Below are 16,900 nucleotides of genomic sequence, written 5' to 3' on the forward strand. Positions count from 1 at the left end.
TACAAACTAGAACAGGCTTAAGTAGCTTTTTTTTGATTAATTTGCGTTGTAATATATATTACCCATGAGACTTTCAGAACTTATAATAAACGATATTAAACCTGTAAAAAGCAGTAGCAAAATTAGCGAGTTGCAAGAACTTTTTAATCAACTTACCTATTCGCATATTCCTGTACAGGACAATAATGGCGTGTTTGCTGGTACTTTTTTTGAAACCGATGTACATTGCTTTGATAGCGATAAGTTGGTAAGCGATTATTTATACAGTTTAGAAGATTTCTATGTAAGGGAAAACACGATGTGGCTAGATGTTTTAGAAGCCTTTGCCCAAAACTCGGCTAATATTATGCCTGTACTAAACGAAAAAGGAGACTATATAGGATACTACGAGCTTAATGATGTTATTGGCCTTTTTAACGAGTCGCCATTTTTTTATGAAGCGGGAGGCGTTTTAGTCGTAGAAAAAAATATTAACGACTATTCGTTTAGCGAAATAAGCCAAATAGTAGAATCTAACAACGGCAAACTTCTTGGAGCATTTATTTCTAAAATGAAGAATGATATTGTACAGGTTACTTTAAAAATTGGCAATACAGGACTTAACGATATTATACAAACCTTTAGACGTTACAGTTACAATATAGCATCTGGACACGAAGAAGATAGTTTTACGCAGAGCTTAAAAGAACGATCGGATTATTTAAGAAAATATTTAAATATTTAATGTATGAAGTTAGCCGTTTTTGGTCGTTTTAATAATAAGTATACGCTTACATCGGTAGATACGCTCCTCAATTATGTTGCAAAAAAAGAAGTAGATGTACTTATTGAAGCTGAATTCTCAGAACTCATAAAATCTGTTTCTACAAAACGCGAATTTTATGATACGTTTGAAACATTTAAACACCTAGACGAATCTTTTGATTTGTTAGTGAGCATTGGTGGAGACGGTACCATTTTAAGAGCCATAACCTTTGTAATGGATTTAGATATACCTATAGTTGGTATTAACACAGGAAGACTAGGCTTTTTAGCAACCATTCAGGTTGAAGACATAGAAAAGGCCGTTCAAAACATTCTTGACGGTAAGTACAAAATTTCAGAACGTAGTTTACTAACCATCGAAACATCTCCAGAAAACAAAGATATTTTAAATTTAAATTTTGCACTAAATGAAATAGCAGTAAGCAGAAAAAACACTACATCTATGATTACTGTAGAAACTTTTCTGGATGGCCAATACCTAACATCTTACTGGAGCGATGGCTTAATAGTGTCTACACCCACAGGTTCTACTGGTTATTCCCTAAGCTGTGGTGGTCCTGTAATAACACCTGGCGCCAACAACTTTGTTTTAACACCCATTGCGCCCCATAATTTAAGTGCAAGACCACTAATTATACCAGATTCTACCGAAATACAATTACGAGTAAGCGGTCGCGAAGAACAACATTTGGTGTCTTTAGACTCTAGAATTGCAACTTTGAATAATGATACTATTATAAAAATTAAAAAAGCCAACTTTAAAATTAAAATGATTGATTTATTAGACGAAAGCTTTTTAAAAACACTTCGCAAAAAAATGCTTTGGGGCGAAGACAGGCGTAATTAGTAGCCCCTCTTAACCTGCCCAAAGTAAGGGAACCCAATACTTTTCGAAGCTCTAGTATTAGATACTAACTGTAAAAACAGTATTGAATACAGAACTTAATAGATGAGACCACATTAGGGACTAAACACCTTAACTGTGCTCAACACAGGCTAATGCTTTATCTCCCACGAGTAATCTGGAAGCAAGTAAAACCTAACTGCAAGCCCGAGATGCAAGGGAACTCTTAGAATCTATTCTTGATAAACAAACAATAATTCCGCTTAAAATCTGTTTTACATCCATACTATTCAATACAAATTGCGATAGGCTCATCTTATTTATTATATTTGCAAACTTTAAATGGCTATGCGGCACGTAAACCTATTAATAATAAGCTTATTAACGCTACAACTTAGTTTCTCTCAAATCAATGAAATTGGTATATTTGCGGGAGGCAGCAACTTTATTGGAGATGTTGGCGCTACAGATTATATTTCACCAAACCAAGCGGCGTTTGGAGGCATATATAAATGGAACAGAAGCTCAAGACATTCTTACAGAATTTCAATGATTTTTACTGAATTAGAAGGTGTAGATTTAGATTCAGACGACCCAAGACGTCAGCAACGTGGGTATAGCTTTAACAATAATATGTTCGAAATTTCTGCCGGTATGGAGTTTACTTTTATGGATTTTAATTTACACAACGGCAAACCCGTAGCAACACCTTACCTTTACACAGGGCTAAGTTTGGCACGTTATAATAATTATTTTTTTATAAACAACACCCAAACCTCAGAAAACAGTAAAAGTTGGGCCTTTGGTATTCCAATGGCAATAGGCTTTAAAATGCGCCTAATAGATAATTTTATATTAGGTATAGAAGTTGGCGCACGCTACACCTTTACTGATGAAATTGATGGAAGTGTACCCAAAGCCGATACTAGACAACAATTTCGGTTTGGAAACATAAATAATAACGATTGGTATACATTTTCGGGCATAACCCTTACATACACCTTTGGGGAAAACCCATGCTATTGCATTAATTAATGAATTTAAAAAACAACATACTACTAGAAGCCCTACCCAAGCATATTGCCATAATTATGGATGGTAACGGCCGTTGGGCTAAACAAAAAGGTATGTTAAGGGCTTTTGGTCATGAAAATGGCACAAAATCGGTAAGACAGGTTGTTGAAGCTTCGGCAGAATTGGGTGTGCCTAATTTAACACTGTATGCATTCTCTACCGAAAATTGGAAACGCCCCAAACTAGAAGTAAAAACCTTAATGAAGTTATTAATATCGTCTTTAAAAAAGGAAATAAAGACGCTTCAAGATAACGACATAAAGCTTGCTGCCATAGGCAACTTAAATCTGCTCCCTAATACGGTATATAAAGAGCTTCATGAAGTAATGGAAGCTACCAAAAACAATACAAGAATGACATTAACCTTAGCACTAAGTTATGGTTCTAGGGAAGAATTGCTAAACACTGTTAAAGAAATTAGCAATAAAGTTAAAAATAACATAATTTCGCCCGAAGCTATTGATGAATCAATTATAAATAAGCATCTTTACACGCAAAATTTACCAGACGTAGACTTGCTAATTAGAACAAGTGGCGAACAACGTATTAGTAATTTTTTGCTTTGGCAAATAGCTTACGCCGAATTGTATTTTACAGATACCCTTTGGCCAGATTTTACAAAACAAGATTTGTATAAAGCTATTATAGAATATCAAAAAAGAGAAAGACGATTTGGGAAAACAAGTGAACAACTTAGCTAATACATTTCTATTGAAAACTTACCTAAAACAATGTATCGCAATACTAATTGTTGTGTTTAGCTTTACACTTCAGGCGCAAGAAGTAGACTTCGAAAGTGGTGAAACTTATGTAATTGGTGGTGTTTCTGTCTCAGGAAACACAAGTTTTAACGAGCAAACCGTTGTAGCGTATTCGGGTTTAAAAAAAGGCAATGAAATTAAAATTCCTGGTGAGGATATTGCTAATGCCATAAAAAAACTCTGGAGCTCTAAACTGTTTAGCGATATTGAGGTTTACCTAAAAAATATTGAAGGCAATAAAGCCTTTTTAGAAATCCAACTATCAGATTTACCACAATTAGTAGACGTAAAAATTACTGGTGTAAAAAAAGGAAAAATAGAAGGTATTATTAACGATAATAAGCTAAAAAAAGGTGTAAAAGTTACCGAAAACCTTATCACTACCACTAAAAACTTCATTGAAAAAAAATATAAGAAAAACGGTTTTTACAATACTAAGGTAAATATTAACACCATAGAAATAAAGGACTCTATAGATAATGCTAGGGTAAATATGGTTGTTGCAGTAGATAAGGGCGAAAAGGTAAAAATTAAAGATATTATTTTTAAAGGCGATTCTGCATTAAAAGAAAAGGTGCTTAGAAAAGCCATGAAAAGCACAAAAAAAATTAATCGCTTGCGCATATTAAAACGTTCTAAATTTATAGATTCTGCATATCAAGCAGACCTTGCCAGTGTAATAGACAAATATGCCGAAAACGGCTATCGTGATGCCAGAATTATTTCAGATAGTATCAGTGTGAACGATGATAAGACCATCTCGATTCATATTGAACTAGAAGAAGGCGATCTTTATAAATTTGGAGACATCAGTTTTATAGGTAACACAGTTTATACAGACGAGCAATTAGATAGATATATAAGAATTAAAAAAGGCGATACCTACAATGGTGTAATGCTACAAAAACGTATTCAGGATAATACAAAACCTGATGGTGATGATATTGCTAACTTATATCAAAATAACGGGTATTTGTTCTCCTCAATAAATCCCGTAGAAGTTAGTGCGAAGGATAATGTTATAGATTTAGAAATACGAATCTCTGAAGGTAAACCCGCATACTTCAATAATGTTTCAGTAGTTGGAAACGATAAAACCAACGACCACGTAATTTACAGAGAATTAAGAACCCGCCCCGGGCAATTATACAGTAAGGCCGATGTAGTTCGAACAGTTAGGGAATTAGGGCAGTTAGGCTTTTTTGACGCTCAAGAAATCGCACCTGATTTTAAGAATCCAAACCCCAACGAAGGTACTATAGATATGGAGTTTTCGGTTAAAGAAACAGGATCTAGCCAAATAGAACTTCAAGGTGGTTACGGTGGTGGTGGCTTTATTGGTACCCTTGGGCTCTCATTCAACAATTTCTCTATAAGAAATTTATTTAACAAAGAGGCTTACCAACCTATACCAATGGGTGATGGTCAAAAATTAGCGTTACGCTTACAGGCAAGTCGCTTCTTTCAAACCTATAGTTTCTCATTTTCTGAACCTTGGTTAGGCGGTAAACGTCCTGTACAATTTTCTGCCTCCATATCGCATACTAAACAATTTTTATTTGACAGGTTTACAGGTAATGCAGATAGAAGCAGAAGTTTTAATATTACTGGTATTACTTTAGGTTTAGCAAAACGTTTAACAGTACCAGACAACTATTTTACGTTATCCCAAGCTTTGAGTTATCAAGTTTACGATTTAAATAATTACAACACGGGGCTATTTACTTTTGGTGATGGTAGTTCTAAAAACTTATCTTACACCATTGGTTTAACCCGAAACAACACCAGAATAGACCCCATATACCCTACAGGTGGTTCTAATTTTTCAATCACTGCAAAACTATCACCGCCTTGGTCGCTTTTTGATGGTGTAGACTATGAGGCATTAAGCGAAGAACGTAGCGAAAACCAAGACATATTAAATGATGGAACCAATAGCGAAGAAGTTAGGCTAGCTGCAAGCGAAAGAATAAGTGAAATAGACCAGGAACGCTTTAATTGGTTAGAATTCTACAAAGTAAATTTTAAAGCAGATTGGTATACAGAAATTACAAAAGATTTAGTGTTAAGACCAAGCGTGGAGTTTGGTTTCTTGGGCGCCTACAATAACGACAGAGGTGTTATTCCTTTCGAGCGCTTTTTTGTTGGTGGTGATGGTTTAGGAAACTTTGCACTAGACGGAAGACAAGTAGTGCAATTAAGAGGCTACCCCAACCAATCGCTTTCTACTCAAGATGGTGGAAGTATTTACAACAAATTCTCATTAGAATTACGTTATCCAATTACCTTAAAAGCTTCAGCTAAAATTTATGCTTTAGGCTTTTTAGAAGGTGGTAACTCTTACAATAGTTTTAGAGATTTTAATCCATTTAATGTAAAACGTTCCGCTGGTTTGGGTGTTCGTATATTTATGCCTGCTTTTGGTTTATTAGGTATAGATTTTGGTCATGGTTTCGATCCTATTCCAGGAGGAACTGTTAAAAACGGATGGGAAACACACTTTATAATTGGGCAGCAATTTTAGCCGAAAAAACATTTTGGCACGATATTTTCTAATAACAGTTTGATGATTTAGATGAGAATTAAAATTTTTAAGATTAAATTGCGTTAATTTTGAAGATACAATTCAAAGGAGTGGCAGAAAAAAAATCATCTGTCGTTTTTAGAATTTATAAACTATAAATTAAAAGATAACACAGATGCAAAAAAACGTTCTTTTTTTATTGACATTGGTAGTTATGCTAAGCATTTCCGTACACGCGCAACGTGGTGTACGAATTGCATACATAGACACTGAGTACATATTAGAAAACGTACCAGAATATCAAGAAGCCATGTCTCAATTAGATGACAAAGCACAAAAGTGGAAAAACGAAATTCAAGGAAAACTTTCTGAAATCGCTCAAAAACGCAAAGATTTAAGCAACGAAAAAGTATTGTTAACAAATGAGCTTATTGAGGAACGTGAGGAAGATATCATGTTTGAGGAAAAAGAAATTTTAGACTATCAGCAAAAACGTTTTGGTCCTAATGGCGACTTAATGATTCAACAAAAACAATTAATGCAGCCTATTCAAGATCAAATTTTTGCCGCAGTACAAGATATGGCAGAAAGTAGAAAGTACGATTTTATTTTTGATAAATCTGCAGATGTTGTAATGTTGTACTCAGCAGAACGATTTGATATTAGCGACCAAGTTTTAAGAGCTATTACACGATCTTCAAAACGACGACAAGCACAGAATAAAGCACAACGTAAAGCTGCCGAAGAAGAAGAAACCGTACCAGAAATTAATGAAGAACAAGAAGCACGAGAAAAAGCTCTAGAAGAGAAAAAAGAAGCGAGGGAAAGTGCTGTAGAAAAACGCAGACAAGAAATTTTAGCTGCAAGAGAGGCTAAGAAAAAGGAAGCAGAAGCAAGACGTCAAAAAATATTAGAAGAACGCGAAAAAGCAAAACAAGCCAAATTAGAAGAACGCAACAAAACAACTGCTTCAAAAACAGAAAACGAAGCTACCAAAGAAGAAACTTCAAAAAGCACTGATACAATAACTAAAACAAGAGCAGAGTTAATTGAAGAAAACCGAAAAAAGAAATTAGCCGAAAGAGAGGCACGTAAAAAAGAACTAGAAGAACGAAAAAGAAAAATATTAGAAGAACGAAAAAAAGCGCTAGAAGAAAAACAAAAAGTTAGAGATAGCATAAACAACAGTAAATAAACTTTAAAATTATAACACATTAATACTATTTTGAAAATGAAACATTTAAAATCAATTTTATTCGCAACTGCTTTATGTATAGGTATGGTAAGTTTTGTTGGAGCACAAAGCAAAATTGCACATATAAATACGCAAGAGTTAATTAAATCTATGCCAGAGATGAAGGAAGCGCAATCTCAACTAGAAACGCTTTCTAAAACATATCAAACAGAATTACAGAGTTTAGGTTCTGAGTTCCAAAAGAAAGTAGAGCTATACGATAAAGAAGCCGCTACAAAAACAAAAGAAGAAAACACAAACCGTGCTAAGGAAGTACAAACCATGGAACAAAGTATTCGTGAATTCCAACAACAAGCACAACAAGATTTACAGAAAAAAGAATTTGATTTATTAAAACCTATTACCGAAAAAGCTAAAGAAGCTATCTTAAAAGTAGCTAGAGAGCAAGGTTTTGATTATGTATTAGATTCTTCACAAGGCGTAACTATTATGGCAGATGGTAAAGATTTGCTAGCCGATGTTAAAGCATCTTTAGGAATTTAATCTACCCTTTTACAATAACTTACTTTAAAGCTGCTTTTTTAAACGAAAGCAGCTTTTTTATTTTTTAACCCCAAATTAAAATGACACTATATGGATAAAATTCAATAATTTTATCTTAATTAAAAATTATGAGCAATAACCCTATTGGTATTTTTGATTCTGGTGTTGGCGGTACTTCTATATGGAAGGAAATCCACCTACAGCTTCCCAATGAACATACCATTTATCTTGCCGATAGCATTAACGCGCCTTATGGCTCAAAAGGAACCGATAAAATTACTGAGTTAAGCGTAAAAAACACGGAGTACTTACTTAAAAAAAAATGTAAGCTTATAGTGGTGGCCTGCAATACGGCAACTACAAATGCTATAGCGTATTTGCGAAAAACTTACGATGTACCATTTATTGGTATAGAGCCTGCAATTAAACCTGCTGCCTTAAGTACTAAAACGAATGCCGTAGGTATTTTAGCCACTAAAGGTACATTGTCTAGTGCTTTATTTTCTAAAACATCGGGGCGTTTTGCAAGCCACATTAAAGTTATTGAACGCGAAGGCAAAGGCATTGTGGAACTTATTGAAAATGGCAAATTGTATTCTGATGAAATGAAAGCGCTTTTAGTACAATACTTAACACCCATGCTTAACGCCAATATAGACTATCTAGTTTTGGGCTGTACACACTACCCCTACCTTATGCCTATACTTTTAGAATTACTACCTAAAAATGTTAAGATTATAGATTCTGGTGCGGCAGTAGCACGACAAACAAAAGCTGTTTTAATTGAAAATAATTTATTGAATACTGAAATTACTAAGCCAAAACTTAAATTTTACACCAATGGCAGTGTTGATGTAATGGCATCGCTTTTAGGCGAACACTTAAATGTTGAATATCTTAAATTTTAATTTTTCCTGAATTCGCGTTAGGGATTGATGCGGCATCCTTTTTAAAAACCTAACAAATATCCCGTCATTACGAGGAGGCACGACGAAGTAATCTGTTTGAACAATGAGATTGCTTCGCTAAACTTGCAGTGACGTTTAGACTTTGACGTTTTAAAAAGATATAGCGGAAAGCCCGACCCTTTGTGGGTAACGCCCAAATACTAAATCCCAAGAATCATTTTTGCAATCCAGAAATAAAGCAAAATACCTAAAATATCATTACTTGTAGTAATAAAAGGCCCTGTAGCAATGGCCGGATCTATACCGCGTTTGTCTAAAAACAAAGGCACAAATGTACCTATTAAACCCGCTATAATAATTACGGCTACAAGTGAGGTAGAAATGGCTAGCGCCTTATCCATTTCACCGTTATACAACCATACAAACAAAAACAAAAATATGGCAAGTATAAGTCCGTTTAGTGCTGCTAAGAGCATTTCTTTAAGTAATCTACTATTTACACTACCCTTTACATCGTCGTTAGCTAAACCTTGTACAATAATTGCACTAGACTGTACGCCCACGTTACCCGCCATAGCAGCTATAAGTGGTGTAAAAAAGAAAAGTACAGCATATTTACTAAACGCTTCTTGAAAACCTTCCATTATAATAAACGCACCAATACCTCCTAAAAGCCCTAGAAACAACCATGGCAAACGTGCACGAGTGAGTTGTAATATGCTATCATCTGAGTCTACATCACCGGTAATACCCGCAGCCATTTGGTAATCTTTATCGGCTTCTTCCTTTAAAACGTCTACAATATCATCAATGGTAATACGCCCCAAGAGTGTTTTATTCTCATCTACTACAGGAATAGCCTCCAAATCGTATTTTGCCATAACTCTGGCAACCTCTTCAACATCTTCATTTACGTCTACATAATCTACGCTAGTAATGTATATGTCTGCAATTTTTTGCTCGCTTTTGGCGACTATTAAATCTTTTAAAGACAAACGCCCTATAAGTTTTTCTTCTTTATTTACCACATAAATAGAATGCACCCGTGTTACCTCTTTGGCTTGCCCTCTAATACGGCGTAAACACCCTGCAACCGTCCAAGTTTCATATACTTTTACAAGCTCTTTCGCCATTAAGCCACCAGCAGTATCTTCGTCGTAAGCTAAAAGCTCTTTTATTTCTGCCTTGTGGTCTTCGTCTTCAATACGGTTAATAACTTCCTGCTGACGTTCTTCAGGAAGTTCTGCAATAATATCAGCTGCATCATCGGTATCTAGCTCTTCTACCTCTTCAGCAATTTCTTTTGCGGTAAGATTTTTTAATACTTTTTCTCGATTATCTTCATCGAGCTCCATTAAAATATCAGAAGTCGTTTCAGAATCCAGCAATTTTATAACATAAATAGCCTGTTCTAGATTAAGTTCATCTAAAATCTCAGCAATGTCTGCGTAATGAAACTCTTTTAGTAAGTTTTGAAGTGCTTTGTCATCGTTAGATGCTACATAGCCTTCAACCTGCTGTAAAAGGGCATCGGTTAGCTCAAATTGTATGCTTTCGTTTTCGTCTTCCATCTTATGGAAATGGTTTATTTGTTTGTTCACGCAGCTATTTTGAAGCTATCGCTAAAAATAGCTGAATTAAGAACTTAAATAATTTAAACGCTCTAAAAATAACGTCTCGGTACAATTCCGACACTAATCGGTACTATTCGACCTGACATCGTTTTACTATTTTCGGTCGTTTTCCAATAATCGGGTTAATTCAATAAACTCTTGCACTTGCAATTGTTCTGGACGTTGCCCAAAGATAACATTTGCTTTTAAATTATCAGATAAATCGAATGTTTTTAAACTGTTACGCAATGTTTTTCGGCGTTGTTGAAATGCTGCTTTTACTATTTTGAAGAATAATGTTTCATCACAGGGCAACTTATAGTTTTCTTTTCTGGTGAGTCGTAACACCCCAGAATCTACTTTTGGAGGCGGATTGAATACCGAAGGTGGCACGGTAAACAAATATTCTGCATTGTAGAATGCTTGGGTTAAAACCGACAAAATGCCATACACTTTACTCCCTTCTTTAGAGCAAATACGTTGCGCCACTTCCTTTTGAAACATCCCTGAAAACTCCGGAATTTGGTCGCGCATGTCTAGAGTTTTAAATACAATTTGGGTTGAAATGTTATATGGAAAGTTACCAATAATGGCTAACGGTTCGCCTTTGAACACCTCGTTTAAATCGTACTTTAAAAAGTCTTTTTCTATAATTCTTGGCGCCAAATTAAGGTAATTGGCTTGTAGATATTCAACAGATTCTGAATCGATTTCTATAACGTAAGTGGTAATATCTTTTTTAAGCAAATATTTGGTGAGCACACCCATACCAGGACCAATCTCTAGTACATTTTTATAGCCGTTTAGCGTAAGAGTATCGGCTATCTTTTCAGCAATATTTTCGTCTCTTAAAAAATGCTGACCTAAATGTTTTTTTGGGTTTACAGACATGTTTTGTTTTTTTGTTAGCAAACCTGCCTGTTGGCAGGCAAGGTTACCAAGGCGCAAAGGTTTATGTTTTTTAAGACCTGTTAGGTTTCCTTTGCTGAACTTGTTTCAGTATCTAACCTGAAGGGTCTATTAATTCACTAATTATTATCAATATTTTAACGCCACCTTACTTTCTAAACATGACATAATTTTACAAAAACTTAGTATAAAATCATTGCAGTTTTACACATTCCACTCATCCGTCCTGACATTTAAATTCCCTCTTCGGGGGTTAGGGGGCTATACTCATCAATAATCTGCAATTCGGTTCTAAAGGCCAACATTTTGTCGGCAAATTTTTTCATACCGTCGTTTCTCAATTTTTCGGCATCTTCTTTATAATAGGCGTCTAACGCTTCTCGCGAGTACGATTTATATTGAATGGAATAGGTAACGCCACCCATATCTTCCTCAACCAAAACTTTGGTTAAGGTAGCTTTTTCAAATTTACCAGTACCTAAAACTTGGGGAATATGTTCCTTAATCCAAATTAACCACTCGTCGTGAATGGACTCGTCTATATTTACCGTAACGTTATAAATGTACATTAGCCTACAATATTTACAATTTTTCCTGGTACCACAATTACCTTTTTAGGTGTTCGCCCTTGTAATTGGTCTTTGGTTTTTTCGTATTCTAAAACTGCTTTTTCAATTTCGTCTTTACTTAAATCTAAAGGCAATTCCATAGTAAAACGCATTTTTCCGTTGAACGAAATTGGGTAGTTTTTAGTGCTTTCTACCAAATGGGTTTCATCGAATTCTGGGAATGGCGCTGTTGAAATTGATGTATTATGACCTAACAGACGCCATAATTCCTCTGCAATATGCGGTGCATAAGGCGAAATTAAAACCAATAATGGTTCTAAAATTTCTTTTGAAGTACAACCTTGTTTTGTGAACTCATTTACCGCAATCATAAATGTTGAAACTGAGGTATTGAATGAAAAGTTCTCAATATCCGACTGAACTTTTTTAATCGTTTGATGTAGTGTTTTTAAGTTGTCCTTTGAAGGTTTAGCATCAGAAACTTTTAACCCATTATCATCTACATATAATTTCCAAAGTTTTTTAAGGAAGGAATGCACTCCAGTAATACCAGCCGTATTCCAAGGTTTGTATTGCTCTAATGGGCCTAAAAACATTTCGTAGAGACGTAGGCTATCTGCACCATAATCTGCAACAATATCGTCTGGATTAACGACGTTGTATTTTGATTTGGACATTTTTTCGACGTCTCGCTCTACTTTAAAATTATCATCTTCTCCCAATAAAAATTCAGCATTCTCAAATTCTGCAAGCCATTCTCTAAGGGATTGTATATCCAATTCGTTCGAAGAATTGACCATAGAAACATCAACATGTATCCTGGACATACTAACTATTTCAACCCTTTCACCTCCAATTTCTTTTCTCAAAAAGCTATTTATTGAGCCAACGTTTTCTTCATTTTTAAGTTTTTCAAATGAATGTGGAAATACTTTTTTAAAAAAATCAGAACTTATAAAATAAACACCTTTATTATTTTTTAGTTGGACTCTATAAACAAAAGCACTAGTCCCCAAAATCATCCCTTGATTAATCAGCTTTTTAGCGTATTCATCAACTGGTACTAAACCCTTATCAAACAAGAATTTTTGCCAAAAACGAGAATACAATAAATGGCCTGTGGCATGTTCGCTTCCACCAATGTATAAATCTACATCCTGCCAATAGGCTAAAGCCTCTTTACTCGCAAATTCGTTGGGGTTATTGGCATCCATATAGCGGTTAAAATACCACGAACTTCCTGCCCACCCTGGCATGGTGTTCAACTCAAGAGCCCCACCTAACCTCCCCGAAGGAGAAGAATTCTCAAACTCCTCTTTAGAGACGATTTCTGCTTTATCGCCATATTGTAACCAATACCATTTTTTTGCATTACCCAACGGTGGCTCCCCTGTTTCTGTTGGTAAATATTTATCTACCTCGGGCAACTCTAATGGTAGAAATTTCTCGTCTATCATTTGTGGCATTCCATTTTCATCATAATACACAGGAAAAGGTTCGCCCCAATAACGCTGACGGCTAAACACCGCATCACGCAAACGGTAATTAGTTTTGCCTTTACCTTGACCAATTTTCTCTAATTCATAAATAGCACGTTTGGTTGCTTTTTTATAGTTGAGTCCGTTTAGGAAATCACTATTGGCAATAATGGTTTTCTCTTTATCTGAAAACGCCTCTTCTGAAATATCTACGCCTTCAAAAATATTAGGAATGGGGATATTAAAATGTTTCGCAAAATCATAATCGCGTTGGTCGCCACATGGCACACTCATTACGGCTCCTGTGCCATAGCCTGCTAATACATAATCGCCAATCCAAATTGGAATAGGTGCTTTTGTAAACGGATGTTCTGCATACGCTCCAGTAAATGCACCAGTAATGGTTTTTACATCGGCCATTCTATCGCGTTCGCTACGTTTAGCCGTGGCTTCAATATAAGCTTCAACCTCAGCTTTTTGTTCTGGTGTTGTTATTTGCGACACTAGCTCGTGCTCTGGAGCTAATGTCATAAAACTTACACCGAAGATAGTATCGGGACGGGTTGTGAAGACTTCTATCCCCCTAACCCCCGAAGAAGGAGATTGCTTCGTTTCACTAGAAATGACGTTAAATGAAACTGATGCCCCAACCGATTTTCCTATCCAATTACGCTGGCTTTCCTTCAAAGAATCTGTCCAATCTATTTTATCTAAGCCTTGTAATAAGCGTTCCGCATAGGCAGAAATTCGCATACTCCATTGGGTCATTTTTTTTCTTATCACGGGATGTCCGCCACGTTCTGAAACACCATTAACAATTTCATCATTTGCTAAAACGGTACCTAAAGCAGGACACCAGTTTACTTCAGTTTCAGCTAAATATGTTAGGCGATATTGTAGTAAAATTTGTTGTTTCTTTTTAGCATCAAAGCCACTCCAATCTTCGGCTGTAAAGTATTCCACATTTTCATCGCAAACTGCATTGACTTTTTTATTGCCTTCAGAAGCAAATATGTTTTCTAATTCTGAAATAGCTTCGGCTTTATCACTATCGTTATTATACCACGAATTGAACAATTGAATAAAAATCCACTGTGTCCATTTGTAATAACTTGGATCTGATGTTCTCACTTCACGAGACCAATCGAAGGAAAATCCTATTTGATCTAATTGCCGACGATAGGTTTTAATATTTTCAGCAGTAGTAATAGCGGGGTGTTGCCCTGTTTGAATAGCATACTGTTCTGCAGGCAACCCAAAACTATCATAGCCTTGTGGGTGCAATACATTAAATCCCTGATGACGCTTGTATCGCGCATAAATATCGCTAGCAATATACCCTAACGGATGCCCAACATGTAAACCCGCTCCACTTGGGTATGGAAACATATCCAAAACATAATATTTTGGCTTCTCGCTATTGTTTTCGGCTTTAAAGGTTTGGTTTTCTGCCCAATATTTTTGCCATTTGGCTTCTATTTCGTTGAAATTATAATGCATCGTCGGTATTTTTTCAGGCTGCAAATTTACGGTTTAAATAGAAATATGCAGACTTAAACCACAAAAAATGGCTTTACTAAATATTTGTAAAATAATAGGTTTACTTTTGAATTTTGTATTAAATATAAAAGCTTAGAACCAAATTATTAATCATTGCAAAGTAATATTATAAAAGCCCATTTAGCCCTTTTTGCAACCCATGTGATTTACGCTGCAAATCATTTTATTGCTAAAGGCATTATGCCCGAAAAAGTAAACCCTAATGCTTTAGTGATGTTTCGCGTTATTGGTGCAGGATTGCTTTTTTGGGCAATTAAGTACTTTATTAAAGAGCGTGTTGCAAAAAAAGACTTTTTTAAATTGGCGCTGTGTGGTTTATTTGGAGCTTCGTTAAACCAGTTATCCTTTTTTCATGGGCTTAATCTAACATCGCCTATAGATACTTCTATAATAATGACATCGGCACCTGCAGTAGTTTTTATTTTAAGTATGATTTTTTTAAAGGAAAAAGTAACCAAAAATAAAATTCTAGGGCTTAGCATTGGTGCCTTGGGCGCTATTGGCCTAGTGTGGTACGGGCAAGTTTCAGAAGGTAACAGTTCGCTTTTGGGCAATCTTTTTATAATTATTAATGTAGTATTCTTCTCTTTATACCAAGTTATTGTAAAACCACTAATGCGTACCTATAATTTTATTACTATTATAAGTTGGGTGTTTTTATTTGGGCTTGTTTTTGTAATTCCTTTTGGGCTTAAAGATATGCTCTACCATACAAATTACGAAGCCTTTAACATTAACACATATTTAGTAATTAGCTACGTTATTGTGTTTACAACCTTTTGTACGTTTTTGTTTAATATTTATGCTTTAAGACAAGTATCGCCTGCTGTGGCCGGAAGTTATACCTACGTACAACCTGCTGTAAGTTTTATTATTGTACTTATTTTATCTACTGTGTTTAAAAACGACATTTACAATAAGGATGTTAATTGGGTGAAGATTGCTTGTTGTTTCTTAGTGATTATAGGCGTTTATTTAATTAGTAAAAAGGAGAAAAAAGCTAAGCATAGCAACAGCTAATAACAACAATTTTAATATGTTTTAGTTTATATAAACACACATTATTTTTACTTTAGTATTTTTACAGCATTAATCCTGTTTCTTTATGAGTTCATCGTTTGAAAAACATCAAAAACGCCGTTTGGTATCGTCCTATATCTCTGTAGTAGTTAGTATTGCTTTGGTATTATTTTTATTGGGCTTATTGGGTATGTTGGTCTTGAACGCCAAAAAAGTATCAGACCATTTTAAGGAACAAGTTGTAGTTACCATTTACCTAAAAGATACAGCAAAAGAAGTAGAGCGCAAACAGCTAGAAAAAAGCTTAGCTATGGCAGATTATGTGAAATCTACCGAATATGTTTCTAAAGAGCAAGCGGCAGAATTTATGAAAGCCGAAAGTGGTGAGGACTTTATGGATTTTGTAGGTTACAACCCCTTACAGAATTCTATTGATGTACATTTAAAAGCAGATTTTGTAACCTCAGAGCATTTAGAAAAAATTTCGGCAGAAGCCTTAGAAAAAACCTTTGTTGCAGAAGTAACGTATGATAACGATTTAGTAAACCTCATGAACGATAATGTAAAAAAAATAAGTTTTTGGGTACTGGTAGTTAGCGGATTATTTACACTAATTGCGGTTTTACTAATTAATAGTTCTTTACGACTTGCCGTATATTCCAAACGTTTTACAATAAAAACCATGCAAATGGTAGGCGCAACAAAACAATTTATTCGTCGCCCATTTGTTTGGAAAAGTGTGCGTTTAGGCATTATTGGTGCTATTTTAGCTATGGCAGGAATGGCTATTGTATTGTATTATATTAACAAAACATTTCCAGAGTTAGAATTATTGGCAAACCCTATTTTAATGGTTTTACTATTTGTGCTAATTTTTACTCTAGGCATTGTAATTACTTGGATAAGCACACACTTTGCAACACAGCGTTTCTTGAATTTAAAGACGGATGAATTGTATTACTAGTGTAATTTGGGCGCTTACCTACCAGCTGTATCGCACAAATACTTTCACTACTTTTCACTACGTTCCCTCTTATTATTGAGATAAAACATGCCCTTTAATTCCTAACGGAAAAGAAAATTTTAAATCCATATTAACACTTCATTTTAAATATTTCACTTAATTTGCATGAATAC

Annotated in this window: 14 protein-coding genes; 10 read left to right on the top strand and 4 right to left on the bottom strand. The window is 35.1% G+C overall.

What is annotated here, in order from left to right; all coding sequences use genetic code 11:
* Window positions 1-64 precede the first annotated feature (64 nt).
* From CLV33_RS02745 to murI, 8 genes are all read left to right on the top strand, one after another.
* The gene (locus CLV33_RS02745) at window positions 65-724 is read left to right on the top strand and encodes a CBS domain-containing protein (RefSeq protein WP_105472607.1); all 660 of its coding nucleotides are present in this window, start codon (window positions 65-67) and stop codon (window positions 722-724) included.
* 3 nt (window positions 725-727) lie between these two features.
* Window positions 728-1,612 carry an NAD kinase gene (locus tag CLV33_RS02750; protein WP_042244320.1) on the top strand — a complete coding sequence of 295 codons (885 nt, stop codon included), beginning with the start codon at window positions 728-730 and terminating at the stop codon, window positions 1,610-1,612.
* Between the two features lie 345 nt (window positions 1,613-1,957).
* Complete coding sequence (porG, locus tag CLV33_RS02755) at window positions 1,958-2,644, top strand: type IX secretion system protein PorG (protein ID WP_042244429.1); 687 nt, start codon at window positions 1,958-1,960, stop codon at window positions 2,642-2,644.
* A complete protein-coding gene (locus CLV33_RS02760) occupies window positions 2,644-3,384 on the top strand; it encodes an isoprenyl transferase (RefSeq protein ID WP_105472608.1) in 741 nt (246 codons plus the stop codon). Before porG ends, CLV33_RS02760 begins: the two co-directional genes overlap by 1 nt.
* The gene (gene bamA / locus CLV33_RS02765) at window positions 3,356-5,968 is read left to right on the top strand and encodes an outer membrane protein assembly factor BamA (protein WP_105472609.1); all 2,613 of its coding nucleotides are present in this window, start codon (window positions 3,356-3,358) and stop codon (window positions 5,966-5,968) included. Before CLV33_RS02760 ends, bamA begins: the two co-directional genes overlap by 29 nt.
* A gap of 175 nt (window positions 5,969-6,143) precedes the next feature.
* Window positions 6,144-7,163 carry an OmpH family outer membrane protein gene (locus tag CLV33_RS02770; protein WP_105472610.1) on the top strand — a complete coding sequence of 340 codons (1,020 nt, stop codon included), beginning with the start codon at window positions 6,144-6,146 and terminating at the stop codon, window positions 7,161-7,163.
* A gap of 36 nt (window positions 7,164-7,199) precedes the next feature.
* On the top strand, window positions 7,200-7,706 hold the full coding sequence (locus CLV33_RS02775) for an OmpH family outer membrane protein (protein WP_042244317.1): 507 nt from the start codon (window positions 7,200-7,202) through the stop codon (window positions 7,704-7,706).
* Between the two features lie 128 nt (window positions 7,707-7,834).
* Window positions 7,835-8,614 carry a glutamate racemase gene (gene murI, locus CLV33_RS02780; RefSeq protein ID WP_105472611.1) on the top strand — a complete coding sequence of 260 codons (780 nt, stop codon included), beginning with the start codon at window positions 7,835-7,837 and terminating at the stop codon, window positions 8,612-8,614.
* Window positions 8,615-8,814: 200 nt separating this feature from the next.
* Here the strand turns inward: murI and mgtE are convergent, their stop codons facing one another.
* The 4 genes from mgtE to CLV33_RS02800 form a co-directional block, all read right to left on the bottom strand.
* Window positions 8,815-10,185 carry a magnesium transporter gene (gene mgtE, locus CLV33_RS02785; protein ID WP_193744444.1) on the bottom strand — a complete coding sequence of 457 codons (1,371 nt, stop codon included), beginning with the start codon at window positions 10,183-10,185 and terminating at the stop codon, window positions 8,815-8,817.
* A gap of 156 nt (window positions 10,186-10,341) precedes the next feature.
* A complete protein-coding gene (gene rsmA, locus CLV33_RS02790; protein WP_105472742.1) occupies window positions 10,342-11,118 on the bottom strand; it encodes a 16S rRNA (adenine(1518)-N(6)/adenine(1519)-N(6))-dimethyltransferase RsmA in 777 nt (258 codons plus the stop codon).
* Between the two features lie 251 nt (window positions 11,119-11,369).
* The gene (locus CLV33_RS02795; protein WP_105472612.1) at window positions 11,370-11,705 is read right to left on the bottom strand and encodes a DUF4286 family protein; all 336 of its coding nucleotides are present in this window, start codon (window positions 11,703-11,705) and stop codon (window positions 11,370-11,372) included.
* The gene (locus CLV33_RS02800; protein WP_105472613.1) at window positions 11,705-14,683 is read right to left on the bottom strand and encodes a leucine--tRNA ligase; all 2,979 of its coding nucleotides are present in this window, start codon (window positions 14,681-14,683) and stop codon (window positions 11,705-11,707) included. Before CLV33_RS02800 ends, CLV33_RS02795 begins: the two co-directional genes overlap by 1 nt.
* A gap of 153 nt (window positions 14,684-14,836) precedes the next feature.
* Here CLV33_RS02800 and CLV33_RS02805 point away from each other — a divergent pair, with 153 nt between their 5' ends.
* Window positions 14,837-15,763, top strand: coding sequence for a DMT family transporter (locus CLV33_RS02805; RefSeq protein ID WP_052415052.1), 927 nt, complete (start codon window positions 14,837-14,839; stop codon window positions 15,761-15,763).
* A gap of 85 nt (window positions 15,764-15,848) precedes the next feature.
* Window positions 15,849-16,727, top strand: coding sequence for a cell division protein FtsX (locus CLV33_RS02810; RefSeq protein WP_042248933.1), 879 nt, complete (start codon window positions 15,849-15,851; stop codon window positions 16,725-16,727).
* The last annotated feature ends 173 nt before the right edge of the window (window positions 16,728-16,900 follow it).

This window comes from Jejuia pallidilutea (genome assembly GCF_002973595.1).
Lineage (GTDB): Bacteria > Bacteroidota > Bacteroidia > Flavobacteriales > Flavobacteriaceae > Jejuia > Jejuia pallidilutea.